The organism is Arthrobacter sp. 001422645 (genome assembly GCF_059816125.1).
Genome location: NZ_JCBANT010000001.1, coordinates 317,578 through 343,558 on the forward strand (window position 1 = coordinate 317,578; position 25,981 = coordinate 343,558).

Genomic DNA, 25,981 nt, shown 5'->3' on the forward strand with positions numbered 1-25,981 from the left:
GCGTTATTCTACGGTCACGCTCTTGGCCAGGTTGCGAGGCTGGTCCACGTCGTAGCCTTTGGCGGATGCCAGGGCGAGGGCAAAGATCTGCAGCGGGACCGTGCTGAGCAGCGGGGCCAGCAGCGTCGGGGTCTCGGGGATGTAGAAGACGTGCTCGGCGTAGGCCTTGACGGCTTCGTCCCCCTCCTCCGCGATCACGATCGTCCGGGCGCCGCGGGCCCGGACTTCCTGGATGTTGGAGACAACCTTGGCGTGCAGCGAGTCGCGGCCGCGGGGTGAGGGAACCACCACGAAGACGGGCTGGCCCTCCTCGATCAGCGCAATCGGGCCGTGCTTGAGTTCACCGGCGGCGAAGCCCTCGGCGTGGATGTAGGCGAGCTCCTTGAGCTTGAGCGCACCCTCCATGGCCACCGGGAAGCCGACGTGGCGGCCCAGGAACAGCACGGACTTGGCGTCCGCCATGGACCGGCCGAGTTCCTTGATCTGGTCTTCGTTGTCGAGGACCTGCTGGATCTTGGCGGGGATCTTGTTGAGGTCCGCCAGGATGTCCTTGATCTCGCCCTGGAACTTGTTGCCGCGCAGCTGGGCAAGGTAGAGGCCCAGGAGGTAGGCGGCGGTGATCTGCGCCAGGAAGGCCTTGGTGGAGGCGACGGCGATTTCCGGGCCGGCGTGGGTGTAGAGCACCGCATCGGATTCGCGCGGGATCGTGGAGCCGTTGGTGTTGCAGATGGAAACCGTCTTAGCGCCCTGTTCCTTGGCGTAACGGACGGCCATCAGGGTGTCCATGGTCTCGCCGGACTGGGAGATCGAGACGATCAGGGTGTTCTCGTCCACGATCGGGTCGCGGTAGCGGAATTCGTGGGAGAGCTCCACCTCTGTGGGAATCCGGCACCAGCGTTCGATCGCGTACTTGGCGACCTGCCCGGCATAGGCGGAGGTTCCGCAGGCGAGGACGATGATCTTGCTGACGCTCTTGAGCAGTTCCGGGTCAATCCGGAGTTCGTCGAGGGTCAGGCGGCCGTTGATGTCCGAGCGGCCCAGAAGGGTCTGCAGGACGGCGTCCGGCTGGTCGTGGATTTCCTTTTCCATGAAGGACGGGAAGCCGCCCTTTTCCGCGGAGGCCGGGTCCCAGTTGACGTGGTATTCCTTGCCTTCGGCCGGGGCGCCGTAGAAGTCCGTGATTTCCACGGTGTCGGCGGTGATCGTCACGATCTGGTCCTGGCCGAGTTCGACGGCGCGGCGTGTGTAGTCAATGAAGCCGGAGACGTCGGAGCCGAGGAAGTTCTCGCCGTCACCGAGCCCGACGACGAGCGGGGAGTTGCGGCGGGCCGCCACGACGACGTCGGGCTGGTCCGCGTGCACGGCGAGGAGGGTGAAGGCGCCTTCGAGTCGCTGGCAGGCGAGCTGCATGGCCTTGGTGAGGCCGCCGTTGGCGGAGTCGCCCCCGAGTTGGTTGCGGTAGATGTCGGCCAGCAGCGCGGCCGCGACCTCGGTGTCGGTTTCGGACAGGAACGTCACGCCCTTGCGGGTGAGTTCCAGCTTGAGTTCGGCGAAGTTTTCGATGATGCCGTTGTGGATCACGGCCAGCTTGCCGTCATCGGCGAGATGCGGGTGGGCGTTCTGGTCCGTCGGTCCGCCGTGGGTGGCCCAGCGGGTGTGGCCGATGCCGGTCAGCGATTCCGGGAGGGGGTTGGCGTCGAGTTCGGCAATGAGGTTGCTCAGTTTGCCCGACTTCTTGCGGGACGAAATGGTTCCGCCGGCTACCACTGCGATGCCCGCAGAGTCGTACCCCCGGTACTCCAGTCGCCGCAGTCCTTCAAGGACAACGTCCAAGGCATTGTGTCCAGTATTTACCCGGCCAGCGGAGTGGCCCACATATCCAACGATTCCACACATGGACTCAAGCCTAGCGGGTTTCCCCGGCAGCCGACGTCGAATCCGCGTTAGTAACACGCCGTCCGCCGCCCCGCGGGGGCACTACGGGGCGGCCCCATTTCGCTCTCGGCCCGGCGGAGGGCAGAATCTCTAGGGTGACTTTGCAACGCAATGAAGCGAACGGCGACGGCGTCTCCCCGTTCGTGGAGCTGGACCGGCAGACCTGGTCCCGGCTCGCTGCCCAGATGGAGCAGCCCCTCAACCAGGAGGACGTACTCCGTCTCCGCGGCCTCGGCGATCCCCTTGATATGAAGGAAATCCGCGAGGTTTACCTGCCCCTGTCCCGGTTGTTGCACCTGTATGTCGAGGCGGCAGGCCAGCTCCATGCAGCAACCACCACCTTCCTGGGCGAGCAGACCCAGAGGACGCCGTTCGTGATCGGCGTCGCCGGCTCGGTGGCCGTGGGCAAGTCGACCATCGCCCGTGTGCTGCGCGAGATGCTCCGCCGGTGGCCCGGGACGCCCAATGTTGAGCTCATCACCACGGACGGCTTCCTCTACCCGCTGGCGGAACTCAAGCGGCGGCAACTGCTGGAGCGCAAGGGGTTCCCCGAATCCTATGACCGCCGCTCGCTGCTCCGTTTTGTGAGCGAAATCAAAGGCGGCGCCGAGGAAGTCCGGGCACCCTGGTACTCCCACGTGACCTATGACATCGTCCCGGGGAAGGAAGTGGTGGTGCGACGCCCCGACGTGCTGATCGTCGAGGGGCTGAACGTCCTGGCACCGGCCCGCCCGCGGCATGACGGCCGGCAGGGCCTGGCGTTGAGTGACTTCTTCGATTTTTCCATCTATGTTGATGCCAAAACGTCCTACATCGAGGAGTGGTACGTGGACCGCTTCCGCAAACTCCGCACCACGGCGTTCGCCCAGCCGGAGTCCTACTTCCACCGTTACGCCACGCTCTCGGACGCCGAGGCGGAAGAGACGGCCCGTGAGATCTGGAAGCGCATCAACGAACCCAACCTTGAGGAGAACGTGCTTCCCACCCGCGGCCGGGCGCAGCTGGTCCTCACCAAGGACGCCGACCATTCCATCCGCCGCATGCTGCTGCGCAAGGTCTAGCACACGTGTGCCACGACGGGTCAGCGGAGCATCCGGAGGCACCGGAACCAGCCAATCCCACCGCCAGCCGGCGGGCCTTCAGCCGCCTGCTGCTGGCAGGCACGGGCCTCGCAGCCCTGAGCGCCTGCGCCCCCGAAGCCGCCCGGCCGACCCCGTCCGCGGCCGCAGCTGCAACGCCAACTCCGACGCCAACGGCGACGTCGGCGCCCGTCACCGCGACGCCGTCCGCCACGGCCACCACCACCGCACCGCCGGCTGCGTCCGTGCCGGCCAGTCCCGCGGCAACGGCGCCGGAGACCGCACCGCCGGCACGCTCCACCGTCAAACCCCGGCACTCGCTTACCGACCCGGCGAGTCCCTGGGTGGTGGTGAACAAACACCGTCCGCTGACCCCTGCCGCCTACGTGCCGGCCGCCCTCGTCCAGCCACGCGTGCGCCTGGCCACGTCCGGTGAAGCCGCCCTGCTCAACAGCACGACGGCGGCCGCGGCAGAGAAGATGTTCGCGGCCGCAGCCGGGGCCGGCGTCACCATGACGCTGGCCAGCGGCTACCGGTCCTTCGCGACCCAGACCTCGACGTACAACGGCTATGTGAACTCCCGGGGACAGGCTGCAGCCGATACGGCGTCAGCCCGGCCTGGCCACTCCGAGCACCAGACCGGCTGGTCCTTCGACATCGGCGACGGCGGAGGGGCCTGCAGCTTCCAGCCCTGCTTCGCCGATCAGCCCGCGGCGGCCTGGGCCAAGGCCAACGGCCACCGGTTCGGCTTCGTGGTGCGCTACCCGTGGATGCTTCACGACATCACGGGGTACTACTACGAGCCCTGGCACCTGCGCTATGTCGGCGTGGAAGCGGCGGGTGAGATGAAGACGCGGGGAATCACGACGCTCGAGCAATACTTCGGTCTTGAGGCGGCGCCGGCGTACCGGTAGCGGCACCAGGAGCAACAGCAATGGCGCGCCCCGTCGGGGCGCGCCATTGTTGTTTTCAGCTAAAAGTCGATTCAGTCGGCCACGAGCTCCAGTGCCAGCTCGGTCCGGACCACCTGCGCCAGGCGTTCGGCTACGGCCTGGGCTGTCTCCTGCGACGCGGCCTCCACCATGACGCGAACCACCGGCTCCGTGCCGGAGGGGCGCAGCAGCACACGGCCTGTGTCGCCGAGTTCGGTTTCGGCGGCGGCTACGGCCGCTGCAACGGCTTCGTCGCCCTTGACCCGGGTGCGGTCCACGCCCTTGACGTTGATCAGGACCTGCGGGAGCTTGGTCATCACCGTGGCCAGGTCCTTCAGCGGACGGCCGGTGAGTGCCACTTGAGCGGCAATCTGCAGGCCGGTGAGGACGCCGTCGCCCGTAGTAGCGTGGTCCGCAAAGATCACGTGTCCGGACTGCTCGCCGCCGAGGTTGTAGCCGCCTTCGCGCATCCCCTCCAAGACGTAGCGGTCGCCGACGCCGGTTTCGCGCAGGCTGATGCCGGCCTCGCGGAGCGCGATCTTGAGTCCAAGGTTGCTCATGACGGTAGCGACGAGGACGTCGTCGTTGAGCTTGCCGGACGCCTTGAGTGCCACGGCAAGGATGGCCATGATCTCGTCGCCGTCCACTTCGCCGCCCTCGTGGTCCACTGCCAGGCAGCGGTCCGCGTCGCCGTCGTGCGCAATCCCCAGATCGGCCCCGTGCTCCAGCACTGCCTGCTTCAGCGGTCCCAAATGGGTGGAGCCCACGCCGTCGTTGATGTTCAGGCCGTCGGGTTCCGCCCCAATGAGGATGACTTCAGCGCCGGCGTCCTTGAAGACCCGGGGCGAACAGCCGCTCGCCGCGCCGTGGGCGCAGTCCAGCACCACCTTGAGTCCGTCCAGGCGGTGCGGGAGGGAGCCGAGCAGATGGACGATGTAGCGGTCCTCGGCGTCGGAGAAGCGCTGGATCCGGCCCACCTCTCCCCCGACCGGGCGGAAAGGCTCCTTGCCGAGCTGTTCCTCGATGGCGTCTTCCACAGCGTCCGGGAGTTTCTGGCCGCCGCGGGCAAAGAACTTGATGCCGTTGTCCGGGGCGGGGTTGTGCGACGCGGAGATCATCACGCCGAAGTCGGCATCCAAGTCTGCCACCAGGTAGGCCGCTGCCGGAGTCGGGAGCACGCCGGCGTCGTAAACGTCGATCCCGGAGCTCGAGAGCCCCGCCTCCACGGCTGCCGCGATGAACTCACCGCTGGCGCGCGGGTCCCGCGCAACAACGGCACGGGGCCGCGTTCCGTTGGTATTGCGCTCATGGCCAAGCACGACGGCGGCGGCCTGAGCCAACTGCAACGCCAGCTCGGCCGTCAACAGGCCGTTCGCCAGGCCCCGGACACCATCTGTTCCAAATAATCTAGACATCGGACCAAGTTTAGACGATCAAGCGGGCGGATCCTGTGCCGAGCCGCCGGACCGCCTCGCGGCGCCGCCCGTATGCCTGTGTTGCCGCTGTTTAAACGGCGAAAGCCCGCCCCGCCACAAAGGGCGGAACGGGCTTCCGTAGAGGCGTTTTTGGCGCCCGCAAGCGGGTTTAGCGCTTGGAGTACTGCTGAGCCTTACGGGCCTTCTTGAGACCAGCCTTCTTGCGCTCGATGACGCGTGCGTCGCGGCGCAGGTAACCGGCCTTCTTCAGGGTGGCGCGGTTGTTGTCGACGTCGATCTCGTTCAAAGAACGGGCGATGCCGAGGCGCAGCGCGCCGGCCTGGCCGGAGATGCCGCCACCGTGGATGCGGGCGATAACGTCGTAGGCGCCTTCGAGATCAAGGATCTTGAAGGGCTCGTTGACGTCCTGCTGGTGCAGCTTGTTCGGGAAGTAGTTCGCCAGTTCGCGGCCATTGATGGTCCACTTGCCGGAGCCCGGTACAACGCGAACGCGTGCAACAGCTTCCTTGCGACGGCCAACTGCAGCGCCGGCGACGGTCAGTGCCGGGCGTTCCTTCTTCGGCGCTGCTGCTTCTGCAGCACCGCTTTCCGAGGTGTAGCTGGTCAGGTTTTCCTCAGCCTCAACGGCTTCGGTGGTCAGTTCTTCGTTCTGAGCCACGATTCTCCTTGATTAAAAGTTGGTTGGTGGCCAGGACTACTGGGCGACCTGGGTGATTTCGAAAGTCTTGGGCTGCTGGGCGGCGTGGGGGTGCTCGGCACCCTTGTAAACCTTGAGCTTGCCCAGCTGCTGTGCAGCGAGGGAGTTCTTCGGGAGCATGCCCTTGATGGCCTTCTCCACGGCGCGGACCGGGTTGGATTCCAGCAGTTCCGCGTAGTTGACGGAGGTCAGGCCGCCCGGGTAGCCGGAGTGGCGGTATGCGCGCTTCTGCTCCAGCTTGGCGCCGGTGAGGGCAACCTTCTCAGCGTTGATGATGATGACGAAGTCGCCCATGTCCATGTGGGACGCAAAGGTGGCCTTGTGCTTGCCGCGCAGCAGGATTGCGGTCTGGCTGGCAAGACGACCAAGGACAACGTCGGTGGCGTCAATGACGTGCCACTGGCGGTTGATATCGCCGGGCTTCGGGGTGTACGTACGCACGGTGTTTGCCTCGTTCTTGTTCTGGCGTTCTTGTTTTAGGCGTCACACGAAGGTGCACCTACTATCTATGCGCTACCGGAACAGAGGTGAGGGCTCTATGTAACCAGTCGTCCTGAAGTCTCGAATGTGCACGTTGGGTAGTCATCCTGCAACCGGATTCCCAAGCGGGCACGCATCATCGAGAAGGACACGCACAACGACTACCAAGAATAGCGGAAGACGTGTCGCTGGGTCAAAATGGGGTGTCCGGATGCATCTAGCCCGCCCCGGCCCGCCGCATCCTTGGAGGAAACGTGTTCGACACTGCCGCCGCAGGCTCCGCATCCGCGTTGTTTATTGTCGGGATCGGGCTGGCCGGCATGTGCCTGGGGCTCATCGCCGACGCCCTCGTCCGGCGGGGGCTCCCCCGGCTGGCCGGCGATGCCTCGTGGCGCGCGGGGATCACGACGGCGGCGGCCACCTTTATCCTCTCGGCCCTGCTGGCGTGGCGCTTCGGTGCCACCGCCGAACTTCCCGCCTACGTATTACTTGGCATATTCGCCGTTCCCTTGGCGCGCATCGACATAGTGCACCATTTATTGCCGAACCGGCTTGTTGGACCCCTGCTCGGCGCGGGCTTTGCCCTCTTGGGGTCCGCCGCACTGGCCGCGGGAGCTGCCGGCGACCTGATTCGCGGAGCCGCCGGGTCCGTAATCTTGTTCTTTTTTTACCTGGTTTTGGCCTTGACCAGCAGAAACGGCCTCGGAATGGGTGACGTGAAGCTCGCGGCACCACTTGGGCTGTACTTGGGCTACCTAGGCTGGTCGCAACTGTTCTATGGCGGAGCCCTGGCGTTCGTCGCGGGGGGCCTCGCGTCCGCCGTCCTGATAGCGAAAAACCGCGGAAACAAGCCCCAAGAGGTGGCCTACGGCCCCTCGATGCTGGCAGCAGGACTCGCGGTCATCCTGTTACTTCCGTAACTCCTGCCACTGCCGCACCTCTGACCGCATTAGTAAGCGTGCGTATCAAAACAGGTAGTCGCCGCTTAGTCGCCGCATCGAACTGAGTACACATTCAAATGGGCCTAGGTAATGCCCTTGATTCGTGCCGAAAAACTCGAGTAACCCGATGCATTGCTGTGCCGTTAATCGCCGTGCCACTGTTGTGCCAACGGAACTCCAGGGGTTAGCAAAAGGGGATTTGCTGGAATTTCGTTTCACATTCAAAACTCTGGAAAAGGACAAATTCAAATGACTGGTCTCATGGTCTCAATGCTCGCTTTTGTAGCCGGCGTCAAGGAAAAGCTCGCATCGGAAAAGGGCGCCACCGCGACGGAATACTCGCTGCTCATCGCGTTCGTCGCCTTCGCCATCATCGCAGGAGCTACGCTCTTCGGCGGCGCCCTTGGCCAGTGGTTCACCGATCTTGGCGTCGAGGTAGCCAAATGGAAGGTCAAGCCGTAGGCGATCTTTCGGCCTCAGCAACACCCACTGTGCCGCGTCCGTGTCTCGCGGACGCGGCACAGTTCTTATTCCTTCGGCTGCATCTATCCCTGGGGGGATCAAATGAAGCGTAGCAAGTCAAAGGCGCCCGGCATGGGCGTCGAAGGGCGCGAGCGCGGGGCCGCCGCCGTCGAGTTCGCTCTGGTTGCTCCCATCCTCCTCGCCCTCGTTGGCGGGATTGTCGAGTTGTCGCACGCCTACAACCTGCAGATTTCCGTGACCCAGGCAGCCCGCGAAGCAGCCCGCACCATGGCAGTTGAGAACGACCAGGCCCTAGCCCGCGCCGCCGGCACAGCCGGCTCGCCGGGCCTGGACCCCACGGCGTTCACTTTCGTGTTCGCCCCCGCATCCTGCGCCAAGGATCTCACCGCGCACGTCACAGTCACGTACACGGCCGGCACGTTGACGGGGATGTTCGGCACCACGCTTTCGGCCACGGGAGTAGGAGCCATGCGATGCGGTGGATGAGGAATGATACCGACAGCGAGCGCGGCGCGACCGGCGTCCTGGTCGCAGTCATGATGCTTGTCCTCATCGGGGCCGGGGCGATGGCCGTGGACGTCGGCCAGATCTACTCGGAGCGGGCCCAACTGCAGAACGCGGCCGACGCCGGCGCCATGGCCGCTGCGCAGCAGTGCCACCGCAACCCGGGCCTATGCGACGCAAACGCGCTCAAATGGGCCCACGAGATGACGGGCGGAAACTCCAATGATGGCGCCACCACGGTCGACTCGGTGGATCTCTCGAAGGCACACCAGGTCACCGTCGCCACATCCACCAGCAACGGCACCAACGCCTTTCTGACCAAATTGTTCGCCAGCGCCCTCAATGCACCGCCCGTCACAGTCGGGGCGCACGCGACGGCCTCCATGTCACCACCTACGGGTGGCTCCGGTTTTCCGCTGGCGATTTCGGACGACTGCTTCAACCTCTCAACGGCGAGCGCCACAAGCGACGTCCAGAAGATTGCCTACAAGCCGGGCGGGACCTGCACTGGCCCGTCAGGGGCAGAGATCCCGGGTGGCTGGGGCTGGCTGGACCAAGATTCGCCCTGCGAAGCGGTAACGAAGCTCGGCAGCAACGACCTCGGATCCGACCCCGGTAACAACCCGCCGTCAGGGTGCTCCGAGATTCTCAAGGGTTGGGCCAAGACCATCACCGACGGAGGCGAAGTACATGTCGCTTTCCCCATCTTCGACGACGCCACCAACAAGGGCCAGAACGGCACTTTCCATATCATCGGCTACGCCACGTTCAAAGTCTGGGGCTGGAAGTTCGGCAACAACCACGAATACGAATTTCGCAACACGAAAAACGACCCCGGCATGAACACATCCCTGGCCTGCAAGGAAGGCAATGACCGCTGCATTATCGGCCAGTTCGTCAAGTTTGAATCTATTGATTCCTGGACGGGAGGAGGCGGCACAGGTGCGGATCTTGGAACAGTTGAAATCAAATTAATCAAGTGAGCAATTCAAAGGGGTTACGATGAAAACACGCCTGCTGGGAGGCATAGCCGCATTACTTGTGGCAATTATTGGAACAGTATTACTGGTCTCATACGTTCAAAATGCAGATAAGCGCGCATTGGCCGGGACGGAAACAGAAACCATCTACATGGTGCAGAAGGCCATTCCGGCCGGAGCCGGCGCTGAGGAGATCGCGTCCTCGGTCATCAAGAAGTCCGTTCCGAAGGTCGCGCTGGCCGAACACAACGTCACCGATCTGGCAACCCTAGGGTCAAAGGTTGCAGCAGTTGCCCTGGTGCCCGGTGAACAGCTGCTGTCCACCCGGATGGTGGAAGAGAAGTCCTTCCTCGGCCCGTCAAGGGTCCAAGTTCCCGCAGGGCTCCAGGAACTCACGCTGAAGTTGCCCATTGAACGCGTAGCCGGAGGCAAGGTGACCGCCGGCGACACAGTGGGCGTCTTCCTCTCACTGGAACAGGCGACCGACAAGTCGGGCGCAAAGTCGAGCAAGACGCAGCTAAGTTTCCACAAGGTATTGGTCACAGCAGCGCAGTTCAGCAACGGAACTGCAGCTCAGACCGGCGAATCCGCCACCGCGGCGGAAACCAGCCAAGTGGCCGCCACATCGGCCACCGGCACAACACAGACCGACGAAACGTACCTCATCACCATCGCCAGGAACTCGGCCGACGCCGAACGGATTGTCTTCGCCGCGGAGTTCGGCAAGGTCTACCTTTCCAAGGAGCCCGGTGGAGCAATCGAGTCCGGAGCGTCCTACGTTGACTCATCACGGTTGTTCCGATGAGCCGCTACGTACTCATCACGCCCAACGGCGATTTTGAACGCTTGGTCCGCCTCGCCGTAGCCGGCATGCACGGCTCACTGCAGGTATTCCAGAGCGGCCACCTTCCCGACGGTCCCGGGGACGTGCTCCGCCAAATGGTGGGAGAGCCTCCCGAGGTCCTGATTCTGGGCCCCGGCATCTCCGTCGACGGTTCGCTGAAACTCGCGTCAGTGGTGGACCTCCAGTACCCGGAGATCAGCGTCATTCTGGCAGCGCCATCCAACCCGGAAACTGTGCTCCAGGCAATGCGTGCCGGAGTCCGCGACCTCCTGGACCCGGGCGCCGACCCGGACACCATCCGCGTCATGCTGGAACGGGCAAGCCTCGCCGCTGCAGGCCGCAGGAGAGGGCTGGCACCCCAGGCCTCGGAGCATATGGACAATGGCGCACCCGGTCGGGTCATCGCGGTAATGTCACCCAAGGGCGGCGTTGGCAAGACAACGGTAGCCACCAACCTCGCTGTCGGGCTGGGTAAGGCATCCCCGATGAGTGTTGTCATCGTCGATCTCGACCTCCAGTTTGGGGACGTTGCCAGTGGCCTGCTGCTGGAACCGGAGTTCACCATCACGGATGCCGTCATGGGCGCCGCGAGCCAGGATTCCATGGTCCTTAAGACCTATCTGACGGTCCACCCGGCCGGCATCTACGCCTTGTGTGCGCCGCGCTCCCCCGTAGAGATGGACCGGATCACCGCCGCACATGTGACCCGCCTTCTGACCCAGCTCCGTCAGGAGTTCCAGTACATCGTGGTGGACACTGCACCGGGTCTCGGTGAGCATGTACTCGCCACTCTAGAACAGGCAACCGACGCGGTGTGGATCTGCGGAATGGACGTCCCCAGCATCCGGGGAATGCGGACCGGGTTCCAGATCCTGGAGGATCTGGCGCTGGTTCCGGAACAGCGCCACATCGTGCTGAACATGGCCGACCGGCGCGCCGGTCTGAGCTTGAAGGACGTTGAAGCCACCATTGGGGCGCCCGTTGACGTGGTGTTGCCGCGCTCCAAGAGCCTTCCGTTCTCGACAAACAAAGGCGTTCCGGTGCTCCAGGACGGCAACCGGGACCCGGCTGCCAAGGGTCTACGCCAGCTTGTGGAGCGTTTTAAGCCCGGTTGGGAAGCCAGACCGCATAAGCAACTGCACAGAAGGGCGGTATTCCAGTGAGCCTCACAGACCGATTCCAGCAATTGCGCGGAGGAGCCCAGCCCGGCTCATCCTCTGAAGCTCAGACACCGGCGACGGATGCATTCACTCGCCCGGCACCACCGGCAACCCTCGGGCGGATCCTGGAGGCCAAGGAGGCAGCTGAACTGCACACCGACGTCGTAGAAGTCCAGCAGACAGCGTCCGTCGCCAGTGAAGCACTCAACGCCCTCAAGGAACGCGCTAGCCAGGCACTCTTCGAGCGGCTTGGCGGCCGGATCACTGATTCCTCCATCGAGGAGGCAGAACTCCATCAGTCGGTAAGGGACGAACTCAAGGGCGTTCTTGAGGAGGAACAAATTCCCCTCACAGCCTTGGAACGGCAACGCCTGATCCGCGAAATAACGGACGACGTCCTGGGCCACGGCCCGATTCAGCGGTTCCTGGATGATCCGGCCGTCACGGAAGTCATGGTCAACCGATTCGACCAGATCTACGTTGAACGCGCAGGGCAGCTCCATCTGACGGATACAAAATTCACCTCTGATGAAGCGTTGCGTCGAGTCATCGAACGGATCGTGTCACGCATAGGGCGGCGCATCGATGAGTCGTCGCCCCTCGTGGACGCCAGGCTCGCCGACGGTTCGCGCGTCAACGCCATCATTCCACCCCTCGCGGTGAATGGTCCCGCATTGACGATCCGAAAATTCGGCCGGGATCCACTCACAGTCCAGAATCTGATCAGCATGGGTAGCCTCTCCCCGGAGATGGCCGAGCTGCTTCAAGCTTGCGTGCTGGCCCGGATGAACATCATCGTTTCCGGCGGAACCGGTACGGGAAAGACAACCCTCTTGAACGTACTCTCCTCCTTCATCCCCGCCACGGACCGGATCGTCACCATCGAAGACGCCGTGGAACTTCAGCTCCAGCAGGATCACGTGGTGCGGCTCGAGAGCCGTCCGCAGAACATCGAGGGAAAGGGTGAAGTCTCCATCCGTGATCTGGTGCGGAACTCACTTCGTATGCGGCCGGACCGGATTGTCGTCGGTGAGGTCCGCGGCGGCGAATGCCTGGACATGCTTCAGGCCATGAACACCGGCCACGACGGCTCCATCTCCACAGTGCATGCCAACTCGCCCCGAGATGCCATCGCCAGACTCGAAACGCTGGTGCTTATGGCCGGAATGGACCTCCCGCTCCGGGCGGTCCGCGAACAAGTCGCCTCGGCAGTCAACTTGATCGTGCACATTTCGCGGCTCCGTGACGGCTCTCGACGCGTCACCCACATCACTGAAGTCCAGGGCATGGAAGGCGACATCGTCACTCTTCAGGACGCTTTCGTCTTCGATTATTCAGCCGGGGTCGATGCCAGCGGACGTTTCCTCGGGAAACCGGTACCCACGGGTGTCCGCCCCCGATTCACGGACCGCTTCGACGAACTCGGAATCGAAATCTCGCCGTCCGTGTTCGGCGCGCAGCCCGTCAGGGGGCGGTAGCGGTGCTTCCCGAATTATCGCCCCTCGCCTTCTTTGCCGGCCTGCTGCTGGTCTATGCAGCATTGGCCATTACTGTCGCCATCGTTTTCAAATCCCGGCAAGTAGAGCTCTCCCGGCGCCGTCCGGACGTCGCCGAGGCAAACTCTTCAAACCTGACCAAGCTCACCAACCAGGCCGTGGAGACCCTGAACAAGGGACTCCGTAGGCGTGGCTCAGGACTCCTCAGCCGGGACCGGCTCGAAGAGGCCGGCCTCAAGAAACAGCCAGGCGACTATTTGCTGATGTCCGGCGCCGTAACCTTCGTCGGCGTCGTCCTGGGTTTCCTCCTGGGCGGCCCAAGCCCGGCCGTGGCGATGCTGGTCCTCACTCCCATTGGCCTCATCGTGCTGCTGAATCTGTTGGTCGCCCGACGGCGAAAGAAATTCGATGAGCAGGTAGCCGATACTCTGCAGATGTTTGCCGGCGGCCTCCGGGCCGGGCACAGCCTCCTGCGTTCGGTCGATGCTGCTGCCCAGGAGAATGAAGCCCCGATGGCAGAGGAACTGAACCGTGTCGTGAACGAGACGAGAATCGGCAGGGACCTCGGCGAATCCTTCTCGGAGGTTGCCCGACGTACCAAAAACGAGGACTTCGCCTCAATAACCCAGGCCATCGAAATACACCGGGAAGTCGGCGGGGATCTCGCCCACGTGCTGGACAACGTGGGCGAGACCATCCGGGACCGCAGCCAGCTCCGGGGCCAGGTCAAGGCTCTCAGCGCAGAAGGACGAATGTCCGCCATGGTCCTGATGGCACTCCCGGTCGTGATGTTCGTTGGGCTGTCACTTTTCAACCCTCTGTACTCGAAAGTCTTCCTGAGCACTTTTCCGGGTTTCCTCATGATCATTGCTTGCGTGATCTTGCTGACCGTGGGCGGCTTCTGGCTCAGTCGACTCGTAAAGCCCAAGTTCTAAGAGAATCGGGAGAAAACAGTGCAAACCATCGCATATGCCGCCATCCTGGCAGTCATCGCCCCGCTCTCTGTCATGACATGGCTAGCCTTCACTGGCGATCGAGTAGGCCTGCGGAATATCCAGGCCAATATCGGACGGCGGCCCAAAGAGAGCGAATCAGCGCTCTCAGCCACCGGGCAACTCGCAGCCCTCAGTAGAAAGGTGACCCCCAAGGGCTACACGGCTTGGCTGGACAAGCAACTCGCGGGGGGCTGGCAGGCCGAAGAGCTGGCCCTTAGGCCGCATCATCATGGTTAAGCCACTGCTCGCCCTCGGGGGCTCAGTGTTTGGAGTCCTTCTCGTCGCCGGATCACCATCGGCAGTCAATCTCCTCCTCATGCTGGGTATCACCGCCTTGGCCTACTTTGTGCCGGACATCCTGCTTCGCAACCACGCCCAGAAGCGACGTGAAACGATCAAGCTCGAGCTGCCGGACACACTGGACCAAATGCTCATCTCGGTCCAGGCGGGCCTTGGCTTCGAAACAGCCATGGCCCGCGCAGGGCAGAACGGCAAGGGGCCACTCGCCGACGAGCTGATCCGAACCCTGCAGGACATCCAGGTGGGCCGCTCCCGCAAGGAAGCGTACTTGGCAATGGCACAGCGGGTTGACGTCCCGGATCTGCGCTCCTTTGTCCGGGCCGTGGTCCAGGCAGATACCTACGGCATCGCCATTGCGAAGGTGCTTGAGTCGCAAGCGAAGGATATGCGCGTGAAGCGTCGCCAGCGGGCGGAAGAGCACGCGATGAAGATGCCTGTGAAAATGTTGTTTCCGCTCATCTTCTTCATCCTTCCTGCGCTCTTCATCGTGGTGCTCGGGCCCACGGTGCTGAGCATCATGGAGGTCTTCTCCAGTAGATAGCCGGTAGTCCCTGCTCAGGGCGCCCTCAGACCGGACCCCCTTGGACCCCAGAGCCAAGGGGGTCCTCCTGCGTCTCCGGCAGTTCGTGGTGGACCAGCGCAGAATCTGCGCAGGGAATGTACAGGAAACGTGCAGTTTGGGAAGCCTTGGCACAGGATGCGTCAAGGTCGATTCCTCGGCGTGTCGCCCGTTGCTAAGTTCCTCTCAGTGCTGGTGCAGGGCCAGCCGCCCTACTCGCTCAGGAGTCACCCATGCGTTCCTTTTTCTCCAACCTCGCAACCCGTCTTCGCCTCGATCAGCGCGGCGCCACCGCCGTCGAATACGGCATCATGGTCTCCCTCATCGCCGTCGTGATCATCATCGCAGTGACCCTTTTGGGTGGAACGTTGACCGACACGTTCACCCAGGTCCAGTGCTCCGTCAGTGGCGGCGATTACACCGCAGGCGCTGATGCAGGTGGAGGCACCTGTGCCGCGCCCGCCGCACCGTAAGCACTCGCACCAGGCACGGCGCATCGGTCAATGACTGTGTGGTGGCGACATCGAGCCGCCACCACACAGTTGTCTCTGAACCCAACTCCATCCAGGAAGGCGGTCCCCCATGTCCAAAAGAACGGAACGGGGCGCCGTCGCGGTGGAGTTCGCGCTCTTGGCGCCGGTCCTGGTGATGCTGCTGCTTGGAATCATGGAATTCGGCCGGGCATACAACACGCAGATCTCCCTCTCAAGCGCCGCCCGTGAAGGGGTCCGGGTCATGACGATCGGGAACAATCCAACCGCCGCCCGGACCGCGGCCAAGAACGCAGCCGTTTCACTGCAACCGGCACTAAGCGACGCCAACATTACGATCAGCCCGTCAACGTGCACCACCGGCGTCCAGATGACATTCAAAATCACCTACAACTTGTCCACCATGACAGGCATCGCAGGCCCGTTTCCCATGGAAGGACGGGGGGTGATGCTGTGCGGCGGCTAAGGGGATCCGCTAGTGGCGAATCCGGCGAGCGCGGCGGCGTCAGCGTTCTGGTGGCGATCCTCATGGTGGTGCTGCTGGGCTTTGCCGCCGTGGCGGTCGATGCAGGCATGCTCTACGCCGAGCGGACCCAGCTGCGCAACGGAGCTGACGCAGCCGCGATCGCCATCGCGCAGAAGTGCGCGCGCAACGTCAACGACCCCGACTGCTCAACAACGTCGACGCTGGCCCGCAGCCTGGCCAACAGCAACGCCGGCGATGGGGCGAGCAACATCTCTTCCCTCGTTTTGGACAAAGCGGCCGGCACAGTGAAAGTTGCAGCAGGGGCGCAGGAAGCCGGACAGGCGCCCAACCGCGTCTCCCTTCTCTTCGCCCGGGCCTTGGGCTTCAACGACGCCACCGTAACCGCCGGCGCCACCGTGCAGTGGGGCCGGCCGGTGGCGGGACCCACTGCGTTCCCCATCGCCTTCTCTGTTTGCCAGGTGAAAACTCACATCGACGCCGGCATGCAATTGCTGGTGAGCCACGGCAGCAAGGCCGAGACAAGCTGCAATTACGGGCCGTCTGGAGCCGTTGTCCCAGGTGGCTTTGGCTGGCTGAAGCGCCCTTCAGGTACCTGTGCGGGAACCGTCAGCGCCGCGTCGTGGGCGCCCGGCGATCCCGGTAACAGCTATCCCGGCGTCTGCGACGACCAGTTGCGGGCCTGGGCCGCAGACATCACAGCAGGAAAGGACGTCACTGTCCTACTCCCGGTCTTTGATCTAGTAGAGGGAACCGGCTCCAGCACCACCTACAAACTCACCTCCTTTGCCGCCTTCCTGGTAAAGGGCTGGAGCTTCAACGGCAACAAGTTCCCCATTACATTCCAGAACAAGCCGCCCTCCGTTCCGCCCGCACTAGCCTGCGACGGCAGCTGTACCGGCGTCATCGGCAGCTTCATCCGTTACGTCACCCTAGACAACGCCTTCACCGTAGGAACGCCGGAGGACTTTGGCGTCGGCGTCGTCAAGCTCACGCAATAGCACCCACCCTCTCCACACAGTCCACTAACCAGCACAGGAGCAGTCTTTGAAGTCACGCTTGTTGGCCGGTGTCGCCGCCCTTGTCTTGGCGATCGTCGGAGCCCTCCTCGTGGTCAGCTACGCGCAGGGTGCCGATACCAGGGCCGTGCAGGAACTGGACCCGGTCGCCGTCCTCGTGGTGAAGAAGGCCGTGCCCGCGGGTACCCCCGTGGAGGCACTGAAATCCTTTGTGGCCAGTGAGGAACTTCCCGGCAAGGCTGTCAGCAAGTCGGCGCTGAAGAACCTCGACGGCCTCGCCGGCAAGGTCACCGCCGTCGAACTGCTCCCGGGCGAACAGCTCGCCTCCGAGCGGCTGATCGCCCCGGAAGAGTTCAAAGCCAGCGGATCGGTGGAGGTCCCCAAGGGGCTGCAGGAGATTTCCTTCCAGCTCGAACCCCAGCGCGTTGTCGGCGGCAGGATCGCTCCGGGCGACCGCGTAGGAATCTTCATTAACTTGAAGGATGGGGGCATCGAGGCCAAGCCTGAAAAACAGACAACCCAGCTCTCCATCCACAAAGTCCTCGTGACCGCCGTGCAGCGGGCTCCCGTAGCCACTCCATCACCGCAGCCTTCAGCGGACGGTTCAGGACCCCCTGCCGAGGACATGTCCCTTCCCACCGGGTCCCTCATGCTGACCGTTGCAGTGAACGACGTGGATGCCACCAAGATTGTCTATGCCTCGGAATTCTCGGAATTCGCAACCCTCTGGCTGAGCAAGGAACCGCTCAACGCGACGGACAGCGGCCGACCAGGAATCATGACGAAACCGGAGGTCTACAAGTGAGCCGCTTTGTGCTGATCACCCCGAACACCGACTTCGACTCCCGCGTCCGGCAGGCCCTGGCCGGCGGGCTTCCGGGCGGGCTGCAGACCTTCGCGTTCGTCAACCCGGCGGACCCCGGCGAACTGTTCGCGAACCTCAACCAGGAGCGCCCCGAGGTGCTGATCCTGGGGCCGGACATCCCGGTGGAGGACGCCCTGCGGCTCGCCACGGTCTTTGATGTGCAGCTGCCGGAGCTCAGTGTGGTCCTGGTGGGCGACCCGGACCCCGCCTTTGTCCTGCTCGCCATGCGCGCGGGCATCCGGGACATCCTCAGCCCGGAGTCGGATCCGGCCCAGATCCGGATGCTGCTGGAGCGGGCCTGCCAGTCGTATGCGAGCCGGAACCGGACGGCCGCCGTCCACCAGGCCGAGGGCCCCAAAGGACTGGTCGTGGGGGTCTTCTCCCCCAAGGGCGGGGTCGGCAAAACCACCATCGCCACCAACATCGCCATCGGCCTGGGCAAGGTCGCGCCGATGGGCGTCGTTATCGTCGACCTGGATCTGCAGTTCGGGGATGTGGCGTCGGGTCTGTACCTCAATCCCGAGCACACCGTGACGGACGCGGTCTCGGCCGCCGCCAGCCACGACTCGCTGGTCCTCAAGGCGTTCCTGACTGTGCACCCCGGAAACATTTACGCCCTCTGCGCGCCGCGGAGCCCGGAGGAGGCCGACGACATCACCCCGCAGCAGGTCTCCCGGCTCCTGGAACAACTCGCGGAACAGTTCCAGTACGTCGTGGTGGACACCGCCCCCGGCCTCCCCGAGGTGGGGCTGGCCGCCATGGAACAGTGCACCGACGTCGTCTGGGTCACCGCCATGGACGTCCCGAGCATCCGCGGGCTGCGCTCCGGGCTCGGCATCCTCCGCCGGCTGGACCTGCTCCCGGAGACCCGGCATGTGGTCCTGAACATGGCCGATGCCAAGTCCGGGCTCAGCGTCCAGGACGTCGAAGCCACCATCGGCGCACCCGTGGATGTCAGCATCCCCCGCTCCAAAGCCGTCGCGTTCTCCACCAACCGCGGCATCCCGGTCCTGCAGGACGGCCGCAAAGACCCGGCCGTCAAGGGACTCAAGCAACTGGTGTCCCGGTTCGATCCTGCGTGGCGCGCCACGGCGCAAAAGAAGCTGCACCGCCGGGTGGTGGTCTGAGTGAAGCTCTCCGAACGGCTCCGCACGGCCGAGGGCACCCCGCCCCCGGCCGCCGCGCCGGCGCCGAAGCCCGAGCGCACCCAACCACCCTCCCGGGCGGAGCCGACGGCGCCGCTCGCCGCCGTCGTCGAACTCCGGAAGCCCTCCGCAGTTGCCGCAGCGGCGACAGAACCGGCCGAGGGGTACCGGGCCAGGGCCCAGCAGCCGGTGGACGTGTTCGCAGCGCTCAAGGAGCGCGCCGCGACCGCGCTGTTCGAGCGAATGGGCACCCGGTTCAACGATTCCGCCGTCAAGGAGGACGAACTGCGCACCTCCGCGCGGGAGGAACTGATCCGGATCATCGACGCCGAGCAGGTACCGCTCTCCGCCGACGAACGCTCCCGCCTCGTCCAGGACGTCGCCGACGACGTGCTGGGCTACGGCCCCCTGCAGCGCCTCCTGGACGATCCCGCCGTCACGGAAATCATGGTCAACTGCATGGACCAGATCTACGTCGAGCGGCACGGCAAGCTGACGCTGACCGAATCGCGTTTCAGCTCCGAAGACCACCTGCGCAAGGTGATTGAGCGGATTGTTTCCAAGGTGGGCCGCCGGATCGACGAGTCCTCCCCGCTGGTGGACGCACGGCTCGAGGACGGTTCCCGCGTCAACGCCGTGATCCCCCCGCTCGCCGTGGGCGGGTCCTCGCTGACCATCAGGAAGTTCAGCAAGGTGCCGCTGACTGTGCGGAACCTCATCGAGTTTGGCACCCTGACACCGGAGATGGCCGAACTGCTGAACGCTTGTGTGAAGGCGAAGCTGAACATCATCGTCTCCGGCGGCACCGGCACCGGCAAGACCACCCTGCTCAACGTGCTTTCCTCCTTCCTGCCCGACGACGAGAGGATCGTCACCATCGAGGACGCAGTCGAACTGCAGATCCAGCAGCGCCACGTGGTCCGGCTCGAAAGCCGCCCGCCCAACACCGAGGGCAAGGGCGAAGTGACCATCCGTGAACTGCTCCGCAACTCCCTGCGTATGCGCCCCGACCGGATCGTGGTGGGCGAGGTCCGCGGCGGCGAGTCCCTGGACATGCTCCAGGCCATGAACACCGGCCACGACGGGTCCCTCTCGACGGTCCACTCGAACTCCCCCCGGGACGCCGTCGCCCGCCTGGAAACCCTGGTGCTGATGGCCGGCATGGACCTGCCGCTGCGGGCCATCCGCGAGCAGATCGCCTCAGCCGTGAACCTGATCGTCCAGATTTCCCGGCTCCGCGACGGCACCCGCCGGATCACCCACGTCACGGAGGTCCAAGGCATGGAAGGGGACATCGTGACGCTTCAGGACGCCTTTGTCTTCGACTATTCAGCCGGCGTCGACCCCCACGGCCGCTTCCTGGGCAAACCGGTTCCCACCGGCATCCGCCCGCGCTTTATTGACCGCTTCGAGGATCTGGGCATCCACGTCTCCCCCGCCGTGTTTGCCGCCCCGCTGACCGCAGCCGGACGGATGTGAGCCCCGGATGACCCTGTTGCCTATCGGAGTTGGGCTGCTGTTCACGGCGGTGCTGTTGCTCGGCTACGCGCTGCTGGCCACGGGCGGAACCGGTGTGCCCCTGGACCGGCGCAGGCCGGTCCAGCACCAGCCCGACTCACAGCTGACCCGGTTCGCCGGCTCCGCAGTGAACCTGGTGGACGGATTCTTCGCCCAACGAAAAGTCCGGCTCTTCAACCGGGAAACCCTGGAAAACGCCGGGCTGCGGATGAGCCAGGCCGACTTCTTTGTCCTGGTGCTGGCCGGCGCCCTGGTCGGAGCGCTGGCCGGCCTGGTGGTGGCCGGGCCGCTGCTGGCGGTTGTCTTCGTGCTGCTGTCCCCGCTGGCGGGGCATCTTGTGCTCGGCTTCCTGGCCGGCAAACGCCGGAACACCTTCGACCAGCAGCTCGGCGATACCCTCCAGCTCCTGGCCGGCGGCCTGCGGGCAGGGCACAGCATCCTGCGGGCCATTGACGCCGCCGCCACCGAATCGCTGAGTCCGACGTCAGAGGAGATGCGCCGGGTGGTCACGGAAACCAGCCTGGGCCGGGACCTGCAGTCCTCCCTCAATGACACCGCCGAGCGGATGCGGAACGAGGACTTCGTCTGGATCGCCCAGGCCATCCAGATCAACCGCGAAGTCGGCGGAAACCTGGCCGAGGTGCTGGACCAGGTGAATGAAACCATCCGCGAGCGCAGCGAAATCAAGGGCCACATCAAGTCCCTCGCCGCCGAGGGAAAGTTCTCCGCCTACATCCTGATGGCCATGCCCATCGGGATCGTGGTCATGCTGATGCTGGTCAACCCCGGCTACATGAACGTGATGTTCACCAATCCGCTGGGCTGGGGCATGATCGGGGCGTCCGTCATCCTGATGACGATCGGCGGCTTGTGGATGCGCAAGATCATCGACCTGAAGTTCTGAGGCGGCCGTGAACTCCCTTGTCCTGCTTTCCGTGCTGCTGGTCTCCGTTCCGCTGGGGTACCTGGTGTGGTCGCTGTTGTCCGTTGACCGTCCCTCCCAGCGGGCCATCCGCACGATGCTTGCCCTCGGCTCGGACGCCGCCGGGCATACGGAGCAGAACCAGAGCAGGCTGCTGGAGCGGCTCGGCTACCGGCTGACGCCCGCCGGGTACGTGCGCAGGCTCGACAAGCTGCTGTCGCTCGCCGGACGTCCCGCTTCGCTGCCGCTGGGACGGGTCCTGGCGGCGAAGCCGCTGCTGGGGATCGTGGGCGCCGCGCTCGGCTTCTACATCAGTTCCAGCGGTCCGACGCCGATCATCAAGCTGGTGGGCGTTTTTGTAGTACTGCTGGGCTATTTCATCCCCGACCTGCTGCTGTACAGCAAGGGCCAGGAGCGGCAGAAAATTATGCAGCTGGAACTCGCCAACACCCTCGACCAGATGCTCATCTCCGTGGAGGCGGGCCTGGGTTTCGAGGGAGCCATGGCCCGGGCGGGCGAGAACGGCAAAGGGCCACTCGCCGAGGAACTCGTGCGGACGCTGCAGGACATGCAGGTGGGCCGGAGCCGCCGCGAGTCGTATCTGGCGTTGTCCGAGCGGACGAACATCCCGGAGCTGCGCAGCTTCGTCCAGGCGGTGGTGCAGGCAGACACCTATGGCATCGCCATCAGCCGGGTGCTCCGGATCCAGGCGAAGGTGATGCGGGTCAAGCGCCGGCAGCGGGCCGAGGAAAAGGCCATGAAGCTGCCCGTGACCATCCTGTTCCCGTTGCTTTTCTTCATCTTCCCGGTGCTCTTTATTGCCATCCTGGGCCCCGCCGTCATCAACGCGATTGACACGTTCAGCGGCCAGTAGCGCCGCCGTCGCCGGAATGCCACAAGTTTTCCGCAGGATCGCCCGGAGTGCGGGGTCTCGGCCGTGACAGGAAGTACCGTGGTCGCATGTCCTTTCTCAGTGCCCCCGACGGCGGCGACGCCAACACCGCTTTCGCCCCCGCAGCCGCCGGCGGATCAGGGCTTGCCGTCCCTGACGCAGCCCCGCTTGTGGACCCCGCGGCACTGCAGGACCTGGGTGTGCAGCTGGAAAGCCCGTCGGTCGCCAAGGGGTTCGCCCGGGACTACGCCAAGATGTGGGACCAGCGCTACAACGCGCTGGCGTCGGCGCTGGACCGCCGGGACCAGGCCGGCTCCCTGGAGGCGGTGCTGAGCCTGAAAACGTCCTCGGCCATGGTGGGCGGCGTGCAGCTCGCCCGGCTTGCCGGGGAGCTGGAGGCGGCGGTCCGCGGCGGCGACATGGACCGGGCCGGCACACTGCTGGGCGAGGTGGCCGAGAGCGGCAGCGAAACGGTGGATGAGCTGCAGTACAGCTACATTCTCTGGGAGAGCTAGTCCCGCTCCGGGGCGAGCCGGTATCCCACGCCGCGGATCGTCTGAAGCCAGCGCGGCTGCAGGGGATCCTCGCGCAGCTTCCGCCGCAGGTTTCCGATATGCACTTCGACAGCGCGTTCGTCGGATTCGCCGATGTACGCATCCGCCCTGTAGTACTCGCCCCGCACCACGCGGACCAGGTCCGTCTTGGACCGGACGGCGCCGGCCCCCTTGAGCAAGGCATTCAGCAGGTCGAACTCGCTGCGGGTCAGGCTGACGGGCGCACCATCGACCGTCACAGTGCGGCTGTCCGGGTTCAGGGCCAGCCCGTTGTGGCGGAGCACGGAGTCCCGCGGCGGGGCGGCGGACTCCGCGGCAACTGCCAGCTGGGCAACACCGCTGATGGTGTCCTGGCGGGGGCGCCGCATCATGGCAGCCACCCGGGCGCGCAGCTCGCGGGGGCGGAACGGCTTCGTCATAAAATCATCGGCCCCGGTGTGCAGCGCCGTGAGCGTGTCCAGCTCGTCAGTGCGGGCCGTCAACATCACCACATAGGCATCGCTGAACTGGCGGATCCGGCGGAGGACTTCGAAGCCGTCGATGTCAGGGAGCCCCACGTCCAGGGTGACCACGTTGGCCTCCAGACGCCGGACAGCGTCCACACCTTCGCGGCCTTCCCCGGCCGAATGGACTTCGAATCCCGCCTGGCTCAGCACGGCTTCGACAAGGTTGCGAACGTCTACGTCGTCTTCAACTACGACGGCGACTCCAAGGTCGGTCATGGCCCCCCTCACATCTGGTCCTGCTCCACTCGCCAACGCGGGTGCGCCGGCAGGGATCATCACCCGGCCCCCACCCGGCATTGCCAGAATACCTATGCCGGGGGAAAAACCCGGTTACGGCGCAGTAACAGAAGCCAGAATACTCAACTTTGTGTCAAGTTTATGTGACAACAGGTGTAAAACTGGAGCAGGAAGGGAGCGCGGCTTCAGTGAGTGAACAGCAGCTCGTCCGGCGTGCGGACGGTTTCGGCAAGGCCTTGGGTCCGCGCGTGTGGGTGGTGCGACACCTCCCACTGGCACTGGCACTGGCGGTTGCTGCCGGGCTGGCGGCTGCTGCGGGGCTGGCGGCTGCCGCCGGCTGGCCGGGCCTCCTCGAGGCCCCGGGGCTGACCGCCGCTGTGGTGCTCGCGGCGGGCGTCACCCTTTCCGCTTCTTTCGCCCTGAGCCTTGCCCGGGCACGGCTGCGCGAGGAACAGCGCCGGACCGGCGCCAAGGAAGCGGAGCTGCAGGCACTGCTCGCGGACAGCCGGGAACGCGAACGCCTGCTTACCACGGTCCTGGACACTGTCGACGTCGGTATTGTTGCGGTCGACGCCGCCGGCCGGCGCCTGCTGACCAACAGCTGGCAGTCGGAACTTGAAAAGTCTGCGGCGCCCGCGGGTGCCGCACACGAGACCGGGGAGGCCCAACTCCTGCTCACCGGCCAGGATCAGGCCACCCCGCTCCCCCTCGAACGCCGTCCCATCCGGCGGGCCGCGTCCGGCGAGTCCTTCGCGGACTACCTCGTGCGCTTCGGCGAGGCACCGGGCAGCCGGGTGGTTTCAACCGGCGCACGCCCGCTGCGGGATGATGCTGGCGGCTTCCGGGGCGCCGTCGTTGTGTTCAACGAGGTCACGGGGCTGGTCGATGCCCTGGCCGTCAAGGACGACGTCGTCTCCACCGTCTCCCACGAGTTCCGGACCCCGTTGACCTCGATCATCGGCAACCTGGACCTGGCGCTTGGTGACTCTGCCGAGCTCTCCACCACCACAGTGCGCCGGATCGAGGTGGCGCAACGCAACGCTGAGCGGCTGCTGGCCCTCGTCTCGGACCTGTTGATGTCCGCCAACTCCACCGTGCACGTCCACCCCCGCCGGACCGACTTGTCCAGCCTGGTCGAAGCCAGCCTGGGCTCGGCGCAGGCCCACGCCCAGGCCTCCCGGGTTGCGCTCTCCATGGACCTTCCCGCCCCGCTCTGGGCCCATGTTGATCCGTTGCGGATCGGCCAGGCCCTCGACAACCTTGTTTCCAACGCCATCAAGTATTCCCCCGACGGCGGCACTGTGCGTGTCTCCGCCAGCACGGCCGGCGAACGGGTGCTGCTGCACGTGGCGGATGACGGCATGGGGATGACAGCTGCCGACGCCGCACGGGTCTTCACCCGGTTCTTCCGCAGCCCGGCGGTCCGCGAGGGCTCCATTCCCGGTGCCGGGCTGGGCCTGTCCATCACCAAGGCGATCGTGGAACGGCATGGCGGTTCGATTTCCTGCAGCTCGCGGCCCGGCCGCGGGAGTACCTTCACCGTGGAGCTCCCCGCGGAGGCGGCCCCGCCGGCCTACTAGCACCCTGGTCCGGGCGGTTGGTACTGGCGCCGGGTTACTGGCGCCGGGCGCGCGTCAGCTCGGCCCTGGCCAGCAGCCCGCTGGCCGACGGGTAGGCCACCTCTTCCAGGACCAGCGGATGCGGGGCGGCGAGCACGGATCTGGCGTCCCGCTGCCGGGCGAGCAGCCGTTCGTGCAGCCAGCCCGGCTTCTCGACGCCGGCACCGACATACAGCGCCGAGCCGACCAGCGACCGGACCATGTTGTGGCAGAACGCATCGGCCTGGACAGTGGCCACCAGGACGCCGTCGGCGCCACGGGAAAACTCGAAGCGCTGCAGCTCCCGGATGGTCGTGGCGCCTTCCCGTGGCTTGCAGTAGGAGCGGAAATCCTGGAGTCCCAGCAGCTGCGACGCGCCCTCGTTGAGCAGCCCGACGTCCAGCTGGTCCTTGTGCCACAGCGTCGACGTGCGGCCCAAGGGGTCCCAGCGGGCCTGGCCGTCCGCGATCCGGTAGCTGTAGCGGCGCCAGAGCGCGGAGAACCGGGCGTCGAAGCCAACGGGTGCGATGGAAACGCGGTGGACTTCAATGGCCCCGGTAAGGTCTCCGAGCCCGCGGCTGAGCGCACCGCGGAGGCGCCGCAGCAGCGCCACCGACGGGTCCAGCTCCACGCCGCGGTTCAGTCCCAGCCACTCCGCCTCGCTGAGGTCCACGTGGACCACCTGCCCGCGGGCGTGCACACCGGCGTCGGTCCGTCCGGCGACGGTGACCCTGATGGGCCGGCGGATCAGCAGCGCCAGGGCCTCTTCCAATGCGCCCTGAACGGTGCGCCGGCCGGGCTGGACAGCCCACCCGTTGAAGGGTCCGCCGTCGTACGCAAGATCAAGCCGGATACGCAGAAACCCGCCGCCCCCTGTAACGGGGGCCGCGGGTTTCTGGTGGTTCATAGACTTAAGTCTATGCGAAGAA

General features: G+C 65.0%; 26 protein-coding genes and 1 pseudogene. 21 read left to right on the forward strand and 6 right to left on the reverse strand.

All coding sequences use genetic code 11. The annotated features are described in order from the left end of the window. Positions 1–3: 3 nt before the first annotated feature. Entirely contained in the window at positions 4–1,896 is a 1,893-nt protein-coding gene (gene glmS / locus AC6EUH_RS01390) for a glutamine--fructose-6-phosphate transaminase (isomerizing) (protein WP_499737600.1), read from the reverse strand. 134 nt (positions 1,897–2,030) lie between these two features. Between glmS and coaA the strand changes: the two genes are divergently transcribed. Continuing rightward, a complete protein-coding gene (gene coaA / locus AC6EUH_RS01395) occupies positions 2,031–2,996 on the forward strand; it encodes a type I pantothenate kinase (protein WP_082492526.1) in 966 nt (321 codons plus the stop codon). Positions 2,997–3,001: 5 nt separating this feature from the next. Beyond that, positions 3,002–3,928 carry a M15 family metallopeptidase gene (locus AC6EUH_RS01400; protein WP_499737601.1) on the forward strand — a complete coding sequence of 309 codons (927 nt, stop codon included), beginning with the start codon at positions 3,002–3,004 and terminating at the stop codon, positions 3,926–3,928. A 71-nt stretch (positions 3,929–3,999) separates the two neighbouring features. On the opposite strand, the gene glmM is transcribed toward AC6EUH_RS01400, so the two are convergent. The 3 genes from glmM to rplM form a co-directional block, all read right to left on the reverse strand. Beyond that, positions 4,000–5,361: a phosphoglucosamine mutase gene (gene glmM / locus AC6EUH_RS01405; RefSeq protein ID WP_499737602.1), complete on the reverse strand. Its 1,362-nt coding sequence runs from the start codon at positions 5,359–5,361 to the stop codon at positions 4,000–4,002. Positions 5,362–5,530: 169 nt separating this feature from the next. Beyond that, positions 5,531–6,040: a 30S ribosomal protein S9 gene (gene rpsI, locus AC6EUH_RS01410; protein WP_056425334.1), complete on the reverse strand. Its 510-nt coding sequence runs from the start codon at positions 6,038–6,040 to the stop codon at positions 5,531–5,533. A gap of 36 nt (positions 6,041–6,076) precedes the next feature. Then, positions 6,077–6,520, reverse strand: coding sequence for a 50S ribosomal protein L13 (rplM, locus tag AC6EUH_RS01415; RefSeq protein ID WP_056425332.1), 444 nt, complete (start codon positions 6,518–6,520; stop codon positions 6,077–6,079). 293 nt (positions 6,521–6,813) lie between these two features. On the opposite strand from rplM, the gene AC6EUH_RS01420 reads away from it, so the two are divergent. The 18 genes and pseudogenes from AC6EUH_RS01420 to AC6EUH_RS01505 all read left to right on the forward strand — a co-directional run bounded on the left by AC6EUH_RS01420 (position 6,814) and on the right by AC6EUH_RS01505 (position 22,672). Continuing rightward, a complete protein-coding gene (locus AC6EUH_RS01420) occupies positions 6,814–7,479 on the forward strand; it encodes a prepilin peptidase (RefSeq protein ID WP_499737603.1) in 666 nt (221 codons plus the stop codon). Between the two features lie 270 nt (positions 7,480–7,749). Next, positions 7,750–7,962, forward strand: a complete 213-nt coding sequence (locus tag AC6EUH_RS01425) for a Flp family type IVb pilin (RefSeq protein WP_499737604.1) — start codon at positions 7,750–7,752, stop codon at positions 7,960–7,962. A 132-nt stretch (positions 7,963–8,094) separates the two neighbouring features. After that, complete coding sequence (locus AC6EUH_RS01430) at positions 8,095–8,469, forward strand: TadE/TadG family type IV pilus assembly protein (protein ID WP_499737605.1); 375 nt, start codon at positions 8,095–8,097, stop codon at positions 8,467–8,469. Further along, positions 8,466–9,470, forward strand: a complete 1,005-nt coding sequence (locus tag AC6EUH_RS01435; RefSeq protein ID WP_499737606.1) for a pilus assembly protein TadG-related protein — start codon at positions 8,466–8,468, stop codon at positions 9,468–9,470. The genes AC6EUH_RS01430 and AC6EUH_RS01435 overlap by 4 nt, the downstream gene beginning before the upstream one ends. A 148-nt stretch (positions 9,471–9,618) precedes the next feature. Continuing rightward, entirely contained in the window at positions 9,619–10,272 is a 654-nt protein-coding gene (locus AC6EUH_RS01440) for an RcpC/CpaB family pilus assembly protein (protein ID WP_499737607.1), read from the forward strand. Further along, positions 10,269–11,474, forward strand: coding sequence for a CpaE/TadZ family protein (locus AC6EUH_RS01445; protein ID WP_499737608.1), 1,206 nt, complete (start codon positions 10,269–10,271; stop codon positions 11,472–11,474). Before AC6EUH_RS01440 ends, AC6EUH_RS01445 begins: the two co-directional genes overlap by 4 nt. After that, a complete protein-coding gene (locus AC6EUH_RS01450) occupies positions 11,471–12,949 on the forward strand; it encodes a TadA family conjugal transfer-associated ATPase (protein ID WP_499737609.1) in 1,479 nt (492 codons plus the stop codon). The genes AC6EUH_RS01445 and AC6EUH_RS01450 overlap by 4 nt, the downstream gene beginning before the upstream one ends. A 2-nt stretch (positions 12,950–12,951) precedes the next feature. Then, positions 12,952–13,902 carry a type II secretion system F family protein gene (locus tag AC6EUH_RS01455; RefSeq protein ID WP_499737610.1) on the forward strand — a complete coding sequence of 317 codons (951 nt, stop codon included), beginning with the start codon at positions 12,952–12,954 and terminating at the stop codon, positions 13,900–13,902. Between the two features lie 18 nt (positions 13,903–13,920). Next, a pseudogene (locus AC6EUH_RS01460) lies at positions 13,921–14,803 on the forward strand (type II secretion system F family protein). Positions 14,804–15,054: 251 nt separating this feature from the next. After that, positions 15,055–15,294 (forward strand): Flp family type IVb pilin, encoded by a 240-nt coding sequence (locus AC6EUH_RS01465; protein ID WP_499737611.1) that lies wholly within the window; start codon positions 15,055–15,057, stop codon positions 15,292–15,294. 109 nt (positions 15,295–15,403) lie between these two features. Then, positions 15,404–15,778, forward strand: a complete 375-nt coding sequence (locus AC6EUH_RS01470; RefSeq protein WP_499737612.1) for a TadE family protein — start codon at positions 15,404–15,406, stop codon at positions 15,776–15,778. Further along, positions 15,766–16,797 carry a pilus assembly protein TadG-related protein gene (locus AC6EUH_RS01475; protein WP_499737613.1) on the forward strand — a complete coding sequence of 344 codons (1,032 nt, stop codon included), beginning with the start codon at positions 15,766–15,768 and terminating at the stop codon, positions 16,795–16,797. The genes AC6EUH_RS01470 and AC6EUH_RS01475 overlap by 13 nt, the downstream gene beginning before the upstream one ends. A 46-nt stretch (positions 16,798–16,843) precedes the next feature. Then, on the forward strand, positions 16,844–17,620 hold the full coding sequence (gene cpaB, locus AC6EUH_RS01480) for a Flp pilus assembly protein CpaB (protein ID WP_499737614.1): 777 nt from the start codon (positions 16,844–16,846) through the stop codon (positions 17,618–17,620). Continuing rightward, positions 17,617–18,807 (forward strand): CpaE/TadZ family protein, encoded by a 1,191-nt coding sequence (locus AC6EUH_RS01485; RefSeq protein ID WP_499737615.1) that lies wholly within the window; start codon positions 17,617–17,619, stop codon positions 18,805–18,807. The genes cpaB and AC6EUH_RS01485 overlap by 4 nt, the downstream gene beginning before the upstream one ends. Continuing rightward, the gene (locus tag AC6EUH_RS01490; RefSeq protein WP_056425287.1) at positions 18,808–20,304 is read left to right on the forward strand and encodes a TadA family conjugal transfer-associated ATPase; all 1,497 of its coding nucleotides are present in this window, start codon (positions 18,808–18,810) and stop codon (positions 20,302–20,304) included. Positions 20,305–20,311: 7 nt separating this feature from the next. Next, positions 20,312–21,247, forward strand: coding sequence for a type II secretion system F family protein (locus AC6EUH_RS01495; protein WP_056425284.1), 936 nt, complete (start codon positions 20,312–20,314; stop codon positions 21,245–21,247). 7 nt (positions 21,248–21,254) lie between these two features. Next, positions 21,255–22,139, forward strand: coding sequence for a type II secretion system F family protein (locus AC6EUH_RS01500; protein WP_499737616.1), 885 nt, complete (start codon positions 21,255–21,257; stop codon positions 22,137–22,139). 86 nt (positions 22,140–22,225) lie between these two features. Further along, entirely contained in the window at positions 22,226–22,672 is a 447-nt protein-coding gene (locus AC6EUH_RS01505; RefSeq protein WP_235500071.1) for an Hpt domain-containing protein, read from the forward strand. Here the strand turns inward: AC6EUH_RS01505 and AC6EUH_RS01510 are convergent. After that, positions 22,669–23,433: a response regulator transcription factor gene (locus tag AC6EUH_RS01510; protein WP_499737617.1), complete on the reverse strand. Its 765-nt coding sequence runs from the start codon at positions 23,431–23,433 to the stop codon at positions 22,669–22,671. The genes AC6EUH_RS01505 and AC6EUH_RS01510 overlap by 4 nt on opposite strands. Positions 23,434–23,642: 209 nt before the next feature. On the opposite strand from AC6EUH_RS01510, the gene AC6EUH_RS01515 reads away from it, so the two are divergent. Then, positions 23,643–25,034, forward strand: a complete 1,392-nt coding sequence (locus tag AC6EUH_RS01515) for a sensor histidine kinase (protein WP_499737618.1) — start codon at positions 23,643–23,645, stop codon at positions 25,032–25,034. Positions 25,035–25,068: 34 nt separating this feature from the next. Here AC6EUH_RS01515 and AC6EUH_RS01520 read toward each other — a convergent pair whose 3' ends face one another. Further along, positions 25,069–25,959 carry a tRNA pseudouridine synthase A gene (locus AC6EUH_RS01520; protein WP_056425275.1) on the reverse strand — a complete coding sequence of 297 codons (891 nt, stop codon included), beginning with the start codon at positions 25,957–25,959 and terminating at the stop codon, positions 25,069–25,071. Between the last annotated feature and the right edge of the window lie 22 nt (positions 25,960–25,981).

Excerpts from the sequence above, each read along its gene's own strand:
- AC6EUH_RS01470 (WP_499737612.1), top strand. The coding sequence starts at position 15,404 with ATGTCCAAAAGAACGGAACGGGGCGCCGTCGCGGTGGAGTTCGCGCTC.
- AC6EUH_RS01520 (WP_056425275.1), bottom strand. The coding sequence starts at position 25,959 with ATGAACCACCAGAAACCCGCGGCCCCCGTTACAGGGGGCGGCGGGTTT.
- AC6EUH_RS01435 (WP_499737606.1), top strand. The coding sequence starts at position 8,466 with ATGAGGAATGATACCGACAGCGAGCGCGGCGCGACCGGCGTCCTGGTC.
- AC6EUH_RS01440 (WP_499737607.1), top strand. The coding sequence starts at position 9,619 with ATGGTGCAGAAGGCCATTCCGGCCGGAGCCGGCGCTGAGGAGATCGCG.
- AC6EUH_RS01465 (WP_499737611.1), top strand. The coding sequence starts at position 15,055 with ATGCGTTCCTTTTTCTCCAACCTCGCAACCCGTCTTCGCCTCGATCAG.
- AC6EUH_RS01430 (WP_499737605.1), top strand. The coding sequence starts at position 8,095 with ATGGGCGTCGAAGGGCGCGAGCGCGGGGCCGCCGCCGTCGAGTTCGCT.
- glmM (WP_499737602.1), bottom strand. The coding sequence starts at position 5,361 with ATGTCTAGATTATTTGGAACAGATGGTGTCCGGGGCCTGGCGAACGGC.
- AC6EUH_RS01495 (WP_056425284.1), top strand. The coding sequence starts at position 20,312 with ATGACCCTGTTGCCTATCGGAGTTGGGCTGCTGTTCACGGCGGTGCTG.
- AC6EUH_RS01510 (WP_499737617.1), bottom strand. The coding sequence starts at position 23,433 with ATGACCGACCTTGGAGTCGCCGTCGTAGTTGAAGACGACGTAGACGTT.
- glmS (WP_499737600.1), bottom strand. The coding sequence starts at position 1,896 with ATGTGTGGAATCGTTGGATATGTGGGCCACTCCGCTGGCCGGGTAAAT.
- AC6EUH_RS01425 (WP_499737604.1), top strand. The coding sequence starts at position 7,750 with ATGACTGGTCTCATGGTCTCAATGCTCGCTTTTGTAGCCGGCGTCAAG.
- AC6EUH_RS01505 (WP_235500071.1), top strand. The coding sequence starts at position 22,226 with ATGTCCTTTCTCAGTGCCCCCGACGGCGGCGACGCCAACACCGCTTTC.
- AC6EUH_RS01445 (WP_499737608.1), top strand. The coding sequence starts at position 10,269 with ATGAGCCGCTACGTACTCATCACGCCCAACGGCGATTTTGAACGCTTG.